The sequence below is a fragment of the Kocuria sp. JC486 genome, assembly GCF_011602805.1.
GTDB classification, from domain to species: domain Bacteria; phylum Actinomycetota; class Actinomycetes; order Actinomycetales; family Micrococcaceae; genus Kocuria; species Kocuria soli.
The window spans coordinates 48,132-63,703 of the sequence record NZ_JAAOZS010000002.1; the positions used below are offsets into that span (position 1 = coordinate 48,132).

General features: G+C 68.1%; 15 protein-coding genes. 12 read left to right on the forward strand and 3 right to left on the reverse strand.

Going from position 1 to position 15,572, the window contains the following annotated elements:
* Position 1 precedes the first annotated feature (1 nt).
* Both GWK18_RS01470 and pafA read left to right on the forward strand, forming a co-directional pair.
* Complete coding sequence (locus tag GWK18_RS01470; protein ID WP_123824740.1) at positions 2-214, forward strand: ubiquitin-like protein Pup; 213 nt, start codon at positions 2-4, stop codon at positions 212-214.
* Positions 215-217: 3 nt separating this feature from the next.
* Positions 218-1,672, forward strand: a complete 1,455-nt coding sequence (gene pafA / locus GWK18_RS01475) for a Pup--protein ligase (protein WP_166832729.1) — start codon at positions 218-220, stop codon at positions 1,670-1,672.
* 121 nt (positions 1,673-1,793) lie between these two features.
* Here the strand turns inward: pafA and GWK18_RS01480 are convergent, their stop codons facing one another.
* Complete coding sequence (locus tag GWK18_RS01480) at positions 1,794-2,090, reverse strand: hypothetical protein (protein ID WP_123824738.1); 297 nt, start codon at positions 2,088-2,090, stop codon at positions 1,794-1,796.
* 206 nt (positions 2,091-2,296) lie between these two features.
* Between GWK18_RS01480 and GWK18_RS01485 the strand changes: the two genes are divergently transcribed.
* Positions 2,297-3,610: a M20/M25/M40 family metallo-hydrolase gene (locus tag GWK18_RS01485; protein WP_166832731.1), complete on the forward strand. Its 1,314-nt coding sequence runs from the start codon at positions 2,297-2,299 to the stop codon at positions 3,608-3,610.
* A 13-nt stretch (positions 3,611-3,623) separates the two neighbouring features.
* Here the strand turns inward: GWK18_RS01485 and GWK18_RS01490 are convergent, their stop codons facing one another.
* A complete protein-coding gene (locus GWK18_RS01490; RefSeq protein ID WP_166832733.1) occupies positions 3,624-3,857 on the reverse strand; it encodes a DUF5703 family protein in 234 nt (77 codons plus the stop codon).
* 51 nt (positions 3,858-3,908) lie between these two features.
* Between GWK18_RS01490 and GWK18_RS01495 the strand changes: the two genes are divergently transcribed.
* From GWK18_RS01495 to mshC, 3 genes are read left to right on the forward strand one after another with little or no spacing between them, the layout of a single operon-like run.
* A complete protein-coding gene (locus GWK18_RS01495) occupies positions 3,909-4,265 on the forward strand; it encodes a hypothetical protein (protein ID WP_166832735.1) in 357 nt (118 codons plus the stop codon).
* Positions 4,266-4,322: 57 nt separating this feature from the next.
* The gene (locus GWK18_RS01500) at positions 4,323-5,177 is read left to right on the forward strand and encodes an undecaprenyl-diphosphate phosphatase (RefSeq protein WP_123824734.1); all 855 of its coding nucleotides are present in this window, start codon (positions 4,323-4,325) and stop codon (positions 5,175-5,177) included.
* A gap of 59 nt (positions 5,178-5,236) precedes the next feature.
* Entirely contained in the window at positions 5,237-6,580 is a 1,344-nt protein-coding gene (mshC, locus tag GWK18_RS01505) for a cysteine--1-D-myo-inosityl 2-amino-2-deoxy-alpha-D-glucopyranoside ligase (RefSeq protein ID WP_166832737.1), read from the forward strand.
* Between the two features lie 93 nt (positions 6,581-6,673).
* Here mshC and GWK18_RS01510 read toward each other — a convergent pair whose 3' ends face one another.
* Positions 6,674-7,591: a PAC2 family protein gene (locus GWK18_RS01510; RefSeq protein WP_123824732.1), complete on the reverse strand. Its 918-nt coding sequence runs from the start codon at positions 7,589-7,591 to the stop codon at positions 6,674-6,676.
* A gap of 71 nt (positions 7,592-7,662) precedes the next feature.
* Between GWK18_RS01510 and GWK18_RS01515 the strand changes: the two genes are divergently transcribed.
* From GWK18_RS01515 to GWK18_RS01540, 6 genes are all read left to right on the forward strand, one after another.
* A complete protein-coding gene (locus tag GWK18_RS01515; protein ID WP_166832739.1) occupies positions 7,663-8,520 on the forward strand; it encodes an HAD family phosphatase in 858 nt (285 codons plus the stop codon).
* Positions 8,517-9,722 (forward strand): site-2 protease family protein, encoded by a 1,206-nt coding sequence (locus GWK18_RS13375; RefSeq protein WP_123824730.1) that lies wholly within the window; start codon positions 8,517-8,519, stop codon positions 9,720-9,722. Before GWK18_RS01515 ends, GWK18_RS13375 begins: the two co-directional genes overlap by 4 nt.
* Before the next feature lie 127 nt (positions 9,723-9,849).
* Positions 9,850-10,902, forward strand: coding sequence for a tRNA (adenine-N1)-methyltransferase (locus tag GWK18_RS01525; RefSeq protein ID WP_166832741.1), 1,053 nt, complete (start codon positions 9,850-9,852; stop codon positions 10,900-10,902).
* Between the two features lie 192 nt (positions 10,903-11,094).
* A complete protein-coding gene (locus tag GWK18_RS13030; protein WP_166832743.1) occupies positions 11,095-12,792 on the forward strand; it encodes an FKBP-type peptidyl-prolyl cis-trans isomerase in 1,698 nt (565 codons plus the stop codon).
* A gap of 93 nt (positions 12,793-12,885) precedes the next feature.
* Positions 12,886-13,281, forward strand: coding sequence for an FKBP-type peptidyl-prolyl cis-trans isomerase (locus GWK18_RS01535; RefSeq protein WP_123824727.1), 396 nt, complete (start codon positions 12,886-12,888; stop codon positions 13,279-13,281).
* 30 nt (positions 13,282-13,311) lie between these two features.
* On the forward strand, positions 13,312-15,570 hold the full coding sequence (locus GWK18_RS01540) for a WYL domain-containing protein (protein ID WP_348535799.1): 2,259 nt from the start codon (positions 13,312-13,314) through the stop codon (positions 15,568-15,570).
* Positions 15,571-15,572 lie beyond the last annotated feature (2 nt).

A 15,572-nucleotide genomic window follows, 5' to 3' on the forward strand; every position in this document is an offset into this window, starting at 1 on the left:
CATGGCCCAGGAACGCATTTCCTCCTCCGGATCCAAGCGGGAAGAGGACGCCCCGCTTCCCGATTCCGCCCCCACTCCCGCGCCGAGCGGCCCGTCCGCTGCGGCCCAGGCGCAGGCCACCCAGGCTGACGACCTGTTGGCCGACATCGACGCCGTCCTGGAGGCCAACGCCGAGGAGTTCGTCAAGGGCTTCGTGCAGAAGGGCGGCCAGTAACCCATGGATCGCAGGATCATGGGTCTAGAGACCGAGTTCGGGATCGTTCACCGCGTTCCCGACGGCACCCCCATGACCCCGGACGACACCGCGCGTCTGCTCTTTCGCCCCATCGTCGAGTGGGGACGGTCCTCCAACGTGTTCCTCCCCAACGGGGCCCGGCTCTACCTGGACGTCGGCTCACACCCCGAGTACGCGACGGCGGAGTGTGCCTCGATCGACGACGCCGTGGCCCACGACCGCGCCGGTGAGCTGATCGTGGACGACATGCGCCGGAAGCTCGAAGCGAAGCTCGCGGCGGAGCGCACCGGGGGATCGGTCTACCTGTTCAAGAACAACGTGGATTCGGCGGGCAACTCCTTTGGTTCCCACGAGAACTACATGATCGCCCGGACCACCCGGTTCGCACGGCTGATCGCCCACCTCATCCCGTTCCTGGTCACCCGCCAGCTCATCGCGGGCGCCGGACGGGTCCATCCCACGGGCCCCGTGGCCTTCGGTCAGCGCAGCTTCACGCAGAACGCGGGGGAGCCGTCCTATTCGTTCTCCCAGCGCGCCGATCACATCTGGGAGGACTCGTCGTCGTCGACCACCCGTGCCCGTCCGCTGATCAACACACGCGACGAACCGCACGCGGACTCGGAACGCTTCCGACGCCTGCACGTGATCGTGGGCGATTCCACGATGTCCACGACAACGACCGCCCTGCGGCTGGGCGCCACGGATCTCATGCTGCGCATGGTCGAAGCCGGCAACGCCATGAACGACCGCACGCTTGTGGACCCTGCACTGGCCCTGCGGCAGATCTCCCACGATCTGACGGGCACCACTCCGATCGAGCTATCCGACGGTTCCAAACGCTCCGCGCTGGACCTGCAGCGGGAGTACCTGGAGACGGTGCAGCGGTTCGTGCAGGCCAACGGCGCACATCATGACCGCGTGGAGTGGGTCCTGGATCTCTGGGAACGCACCCTGACCGCCGTCGAGTCCCAGGACCTGACTGCGATCGACACGGAGATCGACTGGGCGATCAAGAAGAAGCTGTTGGATTCTTGGGTGGCCCGCAACGGCGCGGACTATTCCGCGCCGCGGGTGGCCCAGATGGACCTGGCCTATCACGACATCGCACCGGGCCGCGGACTGTTCCGCATCCTGGAGGAGCGGGGGATGGCCGCCAGGCTTCCCGGCACCGACGGGTCGGAGGCCGAGCAGGCCACCGATCAACCGCCCGAGACCCGGGCCAAGATCCGTGGCGCACTGGTGCGAGCGGCCATCGAGGCGGGAAAGCATTCGACGATCGACTGGGTCAACGTGAAGATCAACGGGCCCACCCAGCAGATCGTCAGGCTGCGTGACCCGTTCCTCACCCAGGACGACGGGGCGGATGCCATGTTGGCCGATCTCCAGGCCGTGGCCGCGTCACGTCAGGAGGAGCCCCCGGCGCCGCCCATCATCTGATGGTTCTCTCCACCCGAGGTCCGATGATCTGTGGTCCGATGATCTGAGGTCCGATGATCTGTGGGGAAAGTTCGGGGGGCCCGTCCGCGGACGGGCCCCCGAACATGTTGGGTGTCGGGGTTCAGGCGGCGAGCCCGTGCACGGAGGATCCGTACCCGAGGTCGCGGCACACGGTGAATGCGGCGTCCAGGGCTTCCCGGTAACTGGGGTGGCACTGTCGGGTGACCAGGGCGCCGTCGGCGTCGTGCACGGTCATGCTCCAGCGGGGACGACGGCGCAGGCCCGCGAACCAACCCGTGGTGATCTCCACGGTGGGCAACGCGTCAGTGGTGTCCACAGCGACGGTGCCACGGCGATGCGGCACCTGCCCGGTCTGTGCGTACTGACCCGGGTCGGGGGATTCAAGGCGGTCGTTCACGGTTTCTCCTGGGGGCCAGGCGGGGCTGGCTTGTTACCGGGGTCCGTGCTCTCATCTGCGTCGATGCGAGGCACGCTCGTGTCAGCATAACGGTTTTATCCCCCATAGTGCCTACAGTTACGTGCTATGTCCCCAAGATGGGGTTCGGGCCGACCGCGTTAGCATGGCCGGACCCGTGACCCGACATCCGCGACGAGGAGCAGCGCATGAGCACCGAGGCAAACCCCACCGCCCACGACGAGGCCGTGGAGATCGCCCGAAACCTCATTCGCATCGACACCTCCAACTACGGCAGCGGGGATTCCAAGGGCGAGCGCCGCGCCGCGGAGTACGCCGCGGGGCTACTGGAAGAGGTCGGGCTGGAGACCACGCTCCTGGAATCCGCTCCCGGGCGCGCCAACGTCTTCGCTCGGATCCCGGGCACTGATCCGAGCGCGAACGGGCTCCTGGTCCACGGCCATCTCGACGTCGTCCCGGCCATGGCGGAGGACTGGTCCGTGGACCCGTTCGCCGCCGAGCTCAAGGACGGCATGATCTGGGGCCGCGGGGCCGTGGACATGAAGGACATGGACGCGATGATGCTGTCCACGGTCCGGCACATGCAACGCACCGGTCAGCGGCCCCGCCGCGACATCGTGATCGGGTTCTTCGCCGACGAGGAAGCGGGGATGGAGTACGGGTCCAAGTGGGTCGTCGAGAACCATCCCGAACTCTTCGACGGCGTGACGGACGCGATCAGTGAAGTGGGCGGGTACTCCGCATCGATCGGCGGGCGCCGCGCGTACCTGCTGCAGACCGCGGAGAAGGGCCTCATGTGGCTGCGGCTGCACGCCGAGGGGACCGCCGGCCACGGGTCCCAGGTCAACACCGACAACCCCGTCACCACGTTGTCCCGCGCCATGGCCAACATCGGCGAGCACCAGTGGCCGATCGAACTCACCAAGACCACGCGTCAGTTCCTCGACGCGGTCACGGAGCTGACCGGGGTGGAATTCGATCCGCAGAACCCGCAGCGGCTCTTGAAGGAACTCGGCTCCGTGGCGCGGTTCGTCGGGGCGACGCTGCAGAACACGGCCAACCCGACCATGCTCACGGGCGGGTACAAGACCAACGTGATCCCCGGTTCGGCCGAGGCCGGGCTGGACGTCCGGTACCTGCCGGAGCAACGCGAGCTGGTCCTGAGCAAGCTGCAGGAGTTGGCGGGGGAGAAGGTCCGTATCGAATTCGAGTCCGACCAGATCGGCCTGGAGGTCCCGTTCTCCGGGACGGTCGTGGACGCCATGGTCGACGCCTTGGAGGTTCACGACCCGGAGGCCGTCGTCCTGCCCTACATGCTGTCGGCCGGGACTGACAACAAGTCACTGGACCCTCTGGGAATCACGGGTTACGGGTTCGTCCCGTTGCGTCTGCCGGAGGAACTCGACTTCCCGGCCATGTTCCACGGTGTCGACGAGCGCGTCCCCGTGGACTCCTTGGAGTTCGGTGCGGACGTCCTCCACACCTTGCTGACGAACTACTGACGGGACCGCGCGCTCACAACGTCCGCTGAACGCGCATCACGCGCCGGCGCATCCAGTACTTGCGGGTCCCTCCGTAGAGGTGGACGGAACGCGTGAGTTCCCACTTCCCGTACTCCGCGTGCTCGGCCAACCGGGCACGCGCGTCGGACACGCGTTCGCCGACGGCCACGGTCAGAACCAGGTATTCGAAGCGCTGGTCCGCGTCCACGCTGATCCGGGCGGTGCTCTGGGCGATTTGCTCTCTCATCTCACTCCCTGGTTCTGTCCATTCTGACCGCGGACGGGTAACGTCAGGACCATGAGCACCGATCCGCGCGTCGCACTGCAGTCCCTCGTCTCCGCCCTTGAAGAGCACCTCGCTGCACTCTCCAACCGTCGCAGCGACCAGGACCCCGCCGTCGACAGCGCCTACGTGGCGATTGCCGACGCCTTCGACGTCTATGAAGAGGCACTGTACGACAACTTCGACGAGGTCACGCCGCTCACGGTGTTCGCCGAGGACGATGAGGACTCCGCTTTCGAGGACCTCGACGAGGACGACGACGACACCTCGCTGTTGGACGAGGACGACTACGACGACCTGGACGACCAGGACTCCGAGGATTCGGACGACGACTCGGATGATTCTCGGGGCAACTTGTCGGCCCAACTGTGAGGCACCACGCAGGACGTGCACGGCCGTCGCTCTGACTTCGTGCTCTAAGGTGGCCGGGTGGACTGGCTATCAACAATCATTCTTGGCCTGGTGCAAGGTCTGACGGAGTTCCTTCCGGTTTCTTCGTCTGCCCACCTGCGCATCGTCGGTGAATTCCTACCCGGAAGCGGCGACCCCGGCGCGGCGTTCACCGCGATCACGCAGCTGGGTACGGAGACCGCCGTGGTGATCTACTTCTGGCGCGACATCGTGCGGATCATCAAGCACTGGGCCCTGTCCCTGGTCGGCAAGGTGGACCGCTCGGATCCGGACGCCCGCATGGGCTGGTTGATCATCGTCGGTTCACTGCCGATCTCCGTGCTGGGCCTCCTGCTCGAGGACTGGATCGACACGTCGTTCCGCAGCCTCTGGGTCACGGCCACCATGTTGATCGTCTTCGGTGTCTTCCTGGGCATCGCGGACAAGGTCGGCAAGCAGGTCCGGACGCTGGAAAACCTGTCCGTGAAGCACGGTCTGATCTACGGTTTTGCCCAGGCGCTGGCCCTGATCCCGGGCGTCTCCCGCTCCGGCGGCACCATCACCGCGGGACTGCTCATGGGCTACAAGCGTGAGGACGCCGCCCGTTACGCCTTCCTGCTGGCCATTCCCGCCGTGTTCGCCTCCGGGCTCTACAAGCTCGCCTCCGAGATCACCGACCCCTCGCCGGCGGCGTACTCGATGCCTCAGACGCTGGTGGCCACGGTCGTCGCGTTCGTCATCGCCTACGTGATCATCGGCTGGTTCATGGGCTACATCTCCAGTCGGTCCTACGCCCTGTTCGTCTGGTACCGGATCGGGCTGGGTATCGTGCTGTTCGTCCTGCTGGGCTTCGGCGTGATCTCCGCCGTGCCCGCGGCCGTCGGCGCAGCCTGACGTCGTCCCTCTCCATCCCCCCGCAGCCAGTAGAGCTTCCCGTTCGATCCGAGGTGCCCATGCAGTCCTGGTCCGCACGCCCTGCCCCCGAACTTCCGGGCCGTGCCCCCGTTCCCACAGTTTTCGACACGCGCACCCAGCGGGTCGAGCAGTTGCCCCGGCAGGAGCGCGCGAGTCTTTACGTCTGCGGCATCACCCCGTACGACGCCACGCACATGGGACACGCGGCCACCTACGTCGCGTTCGACGTCCTCCACCGCGCCTGGTTGGACGCCGACATGCCGGTCGACTACGTGCAGAACGTGACCGACGTTGACGACCCCCTCCTCGAGCGGGCCGAACGTGACGGGATCGACTGGAGGGACCTCGCCGCCGACCAGATCCAGCTGTTCCGCACCGACATGACGGCCTTGAACGTGCTTCCGCCGGCGCACTACGTGGGGGCCACGGAGTCCGTCGAGTGGATCGTGCCCGCCGTCGAAGACCTTCTGGCCCGTGGGCTTGCATATCGTGTTCCGGGCGCGGCGGGGGAGCCGGACGGTGACGTCTACTTCGACGTCGCCGCCGCGAGCGCCCTGACGGAGGACCAGAACACCCCTGACACCCCGCTCTCGGAGCTGGCCGCACCGTGCGGTCCCGACGACGGCGGAACCGGTGCCTGCCCCGGGTCGTGGCACCTGGGCCAGATTTCGAACCTGAGCCGGGAAGACATGCTTCCCCTGTTCGCCGAACGCGGGGGCGACCCGCAGCGGGACGGCAAGCGGGACCCCCTGGACCCCCTGTTGTGGCGAGTCGAACGACCCGGGGAACCGTCATGGGACGGTGGCGACCTCGGCCGGGGGCGCCCGGGCTGGCACATCGAGTGCTCGTTGATCTCGCTGCGCCACCTTCCCGCTCCGTTCACGGTGCAGGGCGGCGGGTCCGACCTGGTCTTCCCGCATCACGAGATGGGGGCCGGACACAGCTGGTCCATCTCCGGGCACCCCATGGCGCGCAGCTTCATGCACACCGGCATGGTGGGCCTGGACGGGGAGAAGATGTCCAAGTCGCTGGGTAATCTGGTGCTGGTCTCCAAGCTACGCGCGCAGGGTGAGGACCCCAACGCGATCCGCCTGGCCATCATGTCCCAGCACTACCGCACCGACTGGTTCTGGACGGACGAACTCTTGGAGACGGCGCGCAAGCGTCTGGCACTGTGGCGGCAGGCCGCCGATCTGGCGCCCGCCAGGTCCTTCGACGTCGCGCTGGAGAAGCTGCGGACCGCGCTGGCCACCGACCTGGACACCCCCGCCGCGCTCGCGGCAGTCGACGAATGGGCGCAGGCAGCCATCGCCGGTGCCCCCGGCCACGGCGACGCGCTGGCACGGGCGGCGGTCGAAGCTCGTCTGGGCATCACGCTCTGATCCCCACCCGGACCCCTCGCTCGCGGAAGGCCCTGCCCTGGAAAGCGCGGTCCTGAAAGCCGCCCGGCACCCCTCTTTGGTGCCGGGCGGTTCTCAATCCTGCTCGCGACGTCGCAGGAAGCGTTCGAACTCCTGCGCGATGGCGTCGCCACTGGCTTCCGGGAGGTCCGTCGTGTCCTTGGCCTCCTCGAGTTTGGCGACGTACGCCGCAATCTCGGGGTCGTCCTCGGCCAGTTCGTTGACACCGCGCTCCCAGGCCTCGGCGTCCTCCTCGAGCTCCTCGAGCGGGAAGCTGAGGGTCAGCAGGTCTTCGAGGCGCCGCATGAGAGCCAACTGGGCCTTGGGGGAGGGGGGCTGCGCCACGTAGTGCGGAACGGCGGCCCACAGACTCACGGTCGGAATGCCGGACACGGCCGCCAGGTGGGACAGCACACCCACGATGCCGCTGGGGCCCTCGTACTCCGAACCGGTCACGTCCAGTTCGTCCTGCAGCTCCTCCGTGTCCGAAGTGATCGACACGGGAATGGGCCGGGTGTGGGGGACATCGGCGAGCAGGGCACCGACCATGACGATGAAGTCCACGTCCATCCGCGCCGCCTGCTCCAGAATCTCTGCGCAGAACCCGCGCCACCGGTAGGACGGCTCCCACCCGTGCAGCAGGACCAGGTCGAGATTCGTGCCCTCCACGGAGGCTGCCGAGAGCTTGGTGCTGGGCCACACGAGCTTGGGTTCACCCGTGGCCGAGCGGGTCATCTGCGGGCGGGAGTACTGATAGTCGTAGTACTCGTCCGGAGAGACCTCGAAGATTTCCCGCGCCGAGTAGTTCTCCCGCAGGAACTTGACGGTGTCCGTGGCGGCGTCCCCGGCGTCGTTCCAGCCTTCGAAAGCGGCCACGAGGACGCGCACCCGTTCCGAGGAACCCCCCTCGCGGACGACGCCGAACGGCCCGGGCTGGGGTCCGCCGCCGGGGTCCGAGGCGGACGGTGTGTTGTTCTGATCGGATCCACTCACCTTTCTCACTCTACGCGGACCCGGCCGGGAGCACTGCCCGGGGCCGGGTCCGCACGGATAGGATCCCTGCCATGGCTACCTCCGGCCCCGAGCAGGGCACCCCCGGACCCACCGCTTCCTCGGTCGAGATCGGTTCCTCCGTCGGCACATCCTTGCCCGACGCCCTGCTGTGCGACATGGACGGGACCCTGGTGGACACCGAAGGACACTGGTTCACGGCGGAGGCTGCGCTCATGGTGGACCACGGGGTGCCGTGGTCCACGGAGGACTCCATGCACATGCTGGGCTTCGCCCTGCCGGAAACGGCCGCCTACATGCGCGGCAAGGGTTTGCAGCTCACCGCGGAGCAGGTCGGCGCGGAGCTCGAATCCCGCGTCCTGGAGGCCATTGCAGCCGACCTCCCGGTACGGCCCGGTGCCCTGGAGCTGTTGGTCGAAGCCCGGTCCGCAGGAGTTCCGCTGGCTCTGGTCACCAACAGCAGCTCCGCGCTGGCCGGTGCCGTGAGCACGCGGCTGACCGCACTGGCCCAGGGCCACGGCATTTCGGAACCGTTGTTCGACGTGACCGTCACGGGCGACCTGGGACTGCCTGCAAAGCCGGATCCGGCCCCCTACGTCTTCGCAGCTCGGCGGCTGGCGGCCCTGTACTCCGAAAAGGGACGGCCGGGAGCCACCGTCCACAACATGATCGCGATCGAGGACTCCCTGACCGGATTGCGGTCGGCCCGGGCCGCCGGCGCCGTCGTGGTGGGGGTGCCCAACATGGCGCCCCTGTCGCCCGAAGCGGTGTCGGTCGCGCACGTCACTCCGGAATCGCTGGCCGGTGTCACGCTGTCCACCCTGAGCCGGTGGATCGGGGAGGTCCGGCACACCGACGCTCACCCGAAACCATCGGATCAGCTCGGTGACGATGGAGCACGGCACCGGTGACCCCTGCGGGCCCCCTACCCCGGGAGGACGATCCAGCCGCCCCCCGGACGGGTTCTCTGCGCCTCGGGCGCCTGGGCGGCTTCCCGGTCTTCCTGGACCGTTCCTGGTTCTTGATCGTGATCGTCGTGGTGCTCCTCTACACACCGGTCCTGCGACGCACCGTGCCGCAGATCGGTGCCTGGGCCTACGTGCTTGCCGGCGTCTTCTGCTTGCTGCTGGCGGTATCGGTCCTTCTGCACGAACTTGCCCACGCCTGGGCCGCGCGTGCCTTCGGTTGGCTGGTCTCCCACATTGTCCTGTCCCTGATGGGCGGCCACACGAGTTTCGGCACCACGCAGCAGTCCTGGGGCGCCTCCTTCGTGGTGTCGGTCCTGGGCCCGGTGGCCAACCTGGTGATCGGCTTCGGCGGATGGCTGGCACTTGGCCTGCTGCCCATGCAGGGCCTCTCAACCGTCGCCGAGGTCGGGATCGTCCTGATCGAGATGACCTCGTGGGCCAACCTGTTCGTCGGTGTGTTCAACCTGATCCCGGGCCTGCCCCTGGACGGTGGACGCGCCCTGGAGGCAGTGGCCTGGGGCCTCACGGGACGTCAACACGTGGGCACCACCGTCGCGGCCTGGGCCGGAAGGCTCATCGCGCTGGCGATTGTTGTCGCCGTGGCACTCACGGGCCTGTGGCAGTCGCTGCCCGTCGTCGTGCTCGCCGTGATGCTTGCGTGGATGCTGTTCTCCGGCGCTTCGGCTGGGCTGCGCCGGTCCCGCGCCGCCCAGGCCATGGAGGGGGTCCGGGCTGGCCAGCTCATGGAACCCGCCATCGCGGTGCCGGGCACGACGTCACTTGACAAGGTGGAGGCATTGCTGCGCGAATCCTTCGACAACCGTGCGGGGACCGCTGTGCCGCTGGGCCCGGTCGCCGTCGTTGCCCTGGACCATGCGGGCCTGCCCACGGGCGTTGCGACACCGGCGCAGGTCACGAGTGTGCCCCCCGCCGAACGCGCCGGAGCCGTCCTGTCCACGATCACGGATCCGCTACCGCGCTCGGCCTCGATCCGGCCGGGGCTCTCGGGGATCCACCTCCTGGAGGTCACGGCGGGAGCTCACCTGAGCACTTTCGTGGTCGTGGACGACGACGGGACGCCCCTGGGTGTGTTGAGGGCGGCGCGTCTGAACGATGTCCTGCGGGGTGCGGGACTCATCCCCTGAACCGGGCCGCGCGTGGTGAGGGCACCGATTCGTTCCCGTGCGGTGTCACAATGGTCTGCGTTCCGGCCCGGTGAGCGATGCGTTCTCCGCGCGCCGAGAATCCGGACCATTCGTGGAAAGCGAGCACATGACCCAACCCCAACCCTCACCGAACTCGACCACCCCGGCGGGCCCCACGGGTGCCGTCAACCGCCGCGGTGCCATGCGGGAAGGGGAGCGGATCCAGCTCACGGACGAGAAGGGCCGCCTCACCACGATCACGCTCACCGCCGGGGCCGAGTATCAGACCCACAAGGGAGTCCTCCCGCACGAGCTGTTGATCGGGCAGCCCGAGGGAACGGTGGTGCAGAACTCGGTGGGGATCCAGTACCTGGCACTGCGACCGCTCATGAAGGATTTCGTCCTGTCCATGCCACGGGGGGCTGCGGTCGTCTATCCCAAGGACGCCGGGCAGATCGTGACCATGGGGGACATCTTCCCGGGTGCACGCGTGGTCGAAGCCGGCGTCGGCTCGGGGGCCCTCACGATCGCCCTGTTGCGGGCCGTGGGCGACGGGGGCCACGTGCATTCCTTCGAACGACGCGACGAGTTCGCGGAGGTGGCCGCCGGGAACATCGCGACCATGTTCGGTGGCAACCACCCCGCATGGCAGTTGTCGATCGGTGACCTGGCGGAGGAGCTGGGCGAGGTCGAACAGCCCGGGACGGTTGACCGCGTCGTGCTGGACATGCTGGCCCCCTGGGAATGCCTGGACGCCGTGGCCGAAGCCCTCGCACCCGGCGGCGTGGTGATCTGCTACGTCGCGACCGTGACCCAGCTGTCCCGTACGGCCGAGGCCATGCGGGCCGACGGCCGCTACACCGAGCCCGACGCACACGAAACCATGGTCCGTGGCTGGCACGTGGAGGGGCTGGCCGTGCGCCCCGACCACCGCATGGTCGCGCACACCGGCTTCCTGATCACCGCCCGTCGGTTGGCCGACGGATCGCCCCGTCTGGCCCCCAAGCGCCGCGCCTCGAAGTCCGATTACACCGAAGAGGACCTGCAGGCGTGGACCCCCGTTGCACTCGGAGAGCGCGAGGTGACCGCCAAGAAGGCGCGCCGCGCGAGCCGGGACGCCCAGCACCTGGCCGAACGCTCCGCCGTCGCCGACGCAGAAGCGCGCCGCAGCGACAACTGACCCCGGGCGGGCTTGCCGGTGGCTCGGAGCCACCTGGGAGCTCGCCCAATGATCGGCGGGGTCCGCGGTGCGCTTCAGCCAGTACCCAGGGCACGAGGCTAGCCTTGCCACGGACACCAGCGGGTTGCTGCCCACGAGGCGCAGCGACCATCGACCGTAACCCCGCGCCGTTGGGCGTAACTGGAGGACCACGTGCGTAAGGCATTGCTGAGGACCGGGACCGCCATCGGAGCAGCCGTTCTGCTCACGGCCTGTACGAGCGGCGGATTCAACTCGGTCGAGCTCAGCAACGACCCCGCCGACGGCGAGGTCCCCGAAGTCACGTTCGACACGCCCGTCGAGGTGGACGAGAACCAGACGAAGGTCCTGCGCGAAGGTGACGGCGAGGAGATCGAGGACGGTTCGACCCTGCTGGTCCAGGCGGCCCTCTACCGGGGCTCCGACGGCGAAGAGATGGGGGAGTCGTACTCCTCGGGTGCCGGTCAGGTGCTCAAGGTCAATTCCGAGATGAAGGACCAGCTGCCCGAGCTCTACGAAGCCCTGACGGGCGGTATGAAGGTCGGGGGGATCCTGGCCTACTCCTCCCCGTCGACAGCGGGCAAGTCCGGGCAGGAGGGCGACGAGTCCACCTCCGTGGAGGTCTACGAGATCGTGGAGAAGATCCCCAGCGAGATCGACGGGGAGATGAAGGATTCCCCGGAGGGGCTGCCCGAGGTCACGGAGAACGACGAGGGCGTTCCCGAGATCGGTGACATGGGCGAGGAGGCCCCGAAGGACCTGGTCGCGGAGAACCTCATCGACGGCGACGGTGCGGAGGTCAAGGAAGGCCAGACCGTGGTGGTCGACTACGTGGGCGCGCGGTGGGAGGACGGCAAGCCGTTCGAGTCCACGTGGGACTCCGGAACCCCCGCAGCGCTGCCCCTGGACACCTCGATCGAAGGGTGGTCCGAGGGGCTCGTGGGCAAGAAGGTCGGCTCGCGCGTGATCCTTTCCGTCCCCGCCGACAAGGCCTACGGCACGGAGGAGGAGCTGGGTGCGGACTCCGGATACCCGACCGGTGACCTCCTGTTCGTCGTCGACATCCTCGCAGCCGAAGACACGCCCGAGCCTGAGCCCCTTCCGGATCCCACTTCTTCCACGGTCAACGAGGGCGACGGGCAGGAGGTCAACGACGGCGACACCCTGCTCATGACAAGTGCCCCGGTCCAGGACGGGGAGGCGGCCGACGCCACTCCGTCCGTGGTCACCCTCGACGACTCCATGCGGGAGGAGGACTCCTTCCTCTACGACCAGCTCAGCAAGGCCCGTGTCGGCACCACCGTGGACGTCACCACAACCTCCGACGCCGGTGCCGGACAGACCACCGAGAGCACCACCCGCTACTCCGTGCGCGAGGTGATCCCGTCCGAGATCGAGGGGGAGATGCAGCCCACCCCAGAGGGCTTGCCGGCCGTGACGGAAACAGAGGACGGCACCCCGGAAATCGCCAAGCCTGAGGGGGACGCGCCCAAGGACGTGACCTCCGAATACCTGATCGAAGGTGACGGTGCCGAGGTCAAGGAAGGCCAGACGGTTGCGGTCAACTACGTCGGGGCCCGGTGGGAGGACGGCGAGGTCTTCGACTCGTCCTACGAACGCGGCCAACCGACGGCCTTCCCCCTGGACGGTGTGATCGAAGGTTGGTCCGAGGGTCTGGTCGGTAAGAAGGCCGGTTCGCGTGTGATCATCTCCGTCCCCTCCGACAAGGCGTACGGTTCCAAGGAAGAAATCGAGGAATCCGGGAATACCGGAGCACCAGAAGGCGATTTGGTCTTCGTGGTCGACATTCTGGGCGCCTCGGACACACCGGCCGCCGCCGATGCGTCCCCCAGTGCCTCGGCCACGGAATGAGCACGGCGTGGGTACCACGCCACCACCCAGCGGTGCATGAGCGCCGCAACGACGTCCCATCCGCACCACGCAGCACCACATCAGGAGGAACCCGTGTCCTTTGGACAGCGCAACCTTGACCGCACCAAGCCCGAGGTCGACTTCCCGGAAGGCGATGCCCCGACCGAACTGAAGATCGTGGACCTGATCGAAGGCAAGGGCGCCGTGGCCGAACCCGGCAAGCAGGTCTCCTGCCACTACGTGGGCGTGACCTTCTCCGGCGGTGAAGAGTTCGATTCCTCCTGGAACCGCAACCAGCCGCTGGACTTCACGGTCGGCGTGGGACAGGTCATCCAGGGCTGGGACCAGGGCCTGCTCGGCATGCGCGTCGGCGGTCGACGTCGCCTGGAGATCCCGTCGGAGATGGCCTACGGCGCACGCGGTGCGGGTGGGGTGATCGGGCCCAACGAGTCCCTGATCTTCGTCGTCGACCTGGTCGACGTGCGCTGACCCGCCTCATCGAGACCGCAGGCCCCCTAGGTGCCCGTTGACCAGCAACGACGCGCATCCGAGCGCCGTCTGAACCTGATTTTCGCCCTGCTCTACCGGGAGCGGGGTTACACCCGTGCCGAATTGCGTGCGGCCGTGCCCGACTACACCGCCATGCCGTCGGACGCCGCCTTCGAACGCGCTTTCGAACGTGACAAGCAGGAGCTGCGCGCGCTCGGTTTCCCCATCGAGGAAGTCCCGGAGGACGCGTTCTTCGAGGAGGATTCCGGATTCCGTTACCGGATCGCCAGGGGTTCCTTCGCGCTGCCCGCGTTGCGCTTCACCGCGGAGGAAACCGCGGTCCTGGCGCTGGCGGCCAATGCCTGGACGGAAACTTCCCTGGGCACCACCGCCCGGCGGGCGTTGCGGAAGCTCGAGCCCGTGTTGGAACCCGCGGCCGGGGACGACGAGGATGCTCCTCTGGTCCAGCCCACCATCAGCGTCCAGGAGCCGGCCTTCGCCCCGTTGATGGACGCCGTGCTCAAACACCGTCAGGTGCGTTTCGACTACCTGGCGGCCTCCACGGACGAACTGTCCACGCGGCGTCTGGAACCTTGGGGCGTCGGCTCCCGGTTCGGCTCTTGGTACGTGATCGGCTGGGACCTCGATCGCCAGGCCGAACGCACGTTCCGGCTCTCCCGCATCGTCTCCGACGTCCGATCCACCACCCACACGTTCGTGCCCCCCGAGAAGTTCTCCATGAACGAGCGGTTGGACGCCATGGAAGCCGCCCCGGAACTCGGTTCCATGACCGTGGACGTGGCCCCGGGCCGGGCCCAGATGCTGCGCCGCATGGCCTCCGGCGTCCTACCCGGGCGCCGCACCGCCCCGGACGGGAAGCCGTGGGATCGACTCGTCATTCCCGTGACCGAGCCGGAACGGGTGGCCGCGGAGATCGCCGCCGTCGGACCCGACGCCGTGGTCCCCGAGGACGACGACGCGCGTCCCGAGGCCCCGGTGTCGCTGCAGGCCCGGGTCCGCGGCAGTGTCCTGCGACGCCTGGAAGCGGCCGCAGCCTTCCAGCAACGGGTGGCCGGCGTGGAGGTGGACTGGACAAGGGTCTCCCGCAGGCCCCGCCGGGCCTCCAACTCGAGTGCCGAACGACTCGCCCGCATGCTCGAGATCGTCCGGTACGTCTACGCGCACCAGGGCGTGGAACTCTCGGAGGTCGCCACCCACGTGGAGGCGAGCACGGATCAGGTGGTCGAGGACCTCACCACGTTGTTCGTGTGCGGGCGCCCCGGCCACACTCCCGACCAACTCATCGAGGCCTCCTGGGACGAAGGCTCCGTGACCGTGTCCAACGCCGAGGAGATCTCCTCTCCCGTGCGGCTGACCCAGCCGGAAGCCGCGGCGCTCCTGGTGGGGTTACAGACCCTGCGTTCCTTGCCGGGCGAGCACACCCCCGCTATTGAATCCGCACTGCGGAAGGTGGCTGAAGCAGCGGGGGAGCCCGCCGCACTGGCCGATGCCGTGGGGGCCCGCCCGGATGACTCGTTCCTGGCGCTCGCCGAGGCAACGGCCCGGGCTCGTCACACCGGCGATCGCCCCGAAACGCCGGTGCAAGGCGACGCCACCGCCGAGGAGGCAACCGAGCACACGGACGCCGCCGCCGTCTCGGCAACCGTTCGCGATGCAATCGACGCCGAACAACGGCTGCGGATCAACTACATCGTCGCCTCCCGCGACGAGGTCACCGACCGTGAGATCGACCCCGTGCGGTTGGTTTCCGCCAACAACCACTGGTACGTCATGGCCTGGTGCGAACGCGCCAAGGACTTCCGGGACTTCCGCCTGGACCGGATCCGCTCCGCGGCCGTCGTCGGCCCCGCCGAGCCGCACCAGGATGTCGCAGCAGTACGCACCGACGTGGCGACCGTGACGTCGGCGGAGACAGACATCGTCTTGGTCACGGACCGCCGGGCCAGGTGGATCGCCGACCAGTACCGCGCGAGCCGCACCGCTCAGGTCCAGCTGCCCCGCGTCAACGCACTGTCCGCGGACACGGGTGCAACCGAAGAGCCGGGCCGCCGTGCCCGCCCCTCGGGGGCGGGGACACCGGTGGAGTTCGAGGCGGCCGAGATCTCCTTCACCACGGAGGAGCTTGCGTTCTCCCTGCTCACCCGCTTCGGCGGTCAGGTGGGCATCGTCCAGCCGGGCTCCCACGTCGCTCGCGGGCAACTCTGGGTGAACACTGCTCTGGCCGGATACCGGATCGGCGATGGCGCGGACACGGCGCCGCTAGACTGATG

Bases quoted from the DNA above. Each gene is read 5' to 3' on its own strand.
- GWK18_RS01495 (WP_166832735.1), top strand. From the start codon at position 3,909: ATGAGCACCGATCCGCGCGTCGCACTGCAGTCCCTCGTCTCCGCCCTT.
- GWK18_RS01485 (WP_166832731.1), top strand. From the start codon at position 2,297: ATGAGCACCGAGGCAAACCCCACCGCCCACGACGAGGCCGTGGAGATC.
- GWK18_RS01470 (WP_123824740.1), top strand. From the start codon at position 2: ATGGCCCAGGAACGCATTTCCTCCTCCGGATCCAAGCGGGAAGAGGAC.
- GWK18_RS01490 (WP_166832733.1), bottom strand. From the start codon at position 3,857: ATGAGAGAGCAAATCGCCCAGAGCACCGCCCGGATCAGCGTGGACGCG.
- GWK18_RS01515 (WP_166832739.1), top strand. From the start codon at position 7,663: ATGGCTACCTCCGGCCCCGAGCAGGGCACCCCCGGACCCACCGCTTCC.
- pafA (WP_166832729.1), top strand. From the start codon at position 218: ATGGATCGCAGGATCATGGGTCTAGAGACCGAGTTCGGGATCGTTCAC.
- GWK18_RS01525 (WP_166832741.1), top strand. From the start codon at position 9,850: ATGACCCAACCCCAACCCTCACCGAACTCGACCACCCCGGCGGGCCCC.
- mshC (WP_166832737.1), top strand. From the start codon at position 5,237: ATGCAGTCCTGGTCCGCACGCCCTGCCCCCGAACTTCCGGGCCGTGCC.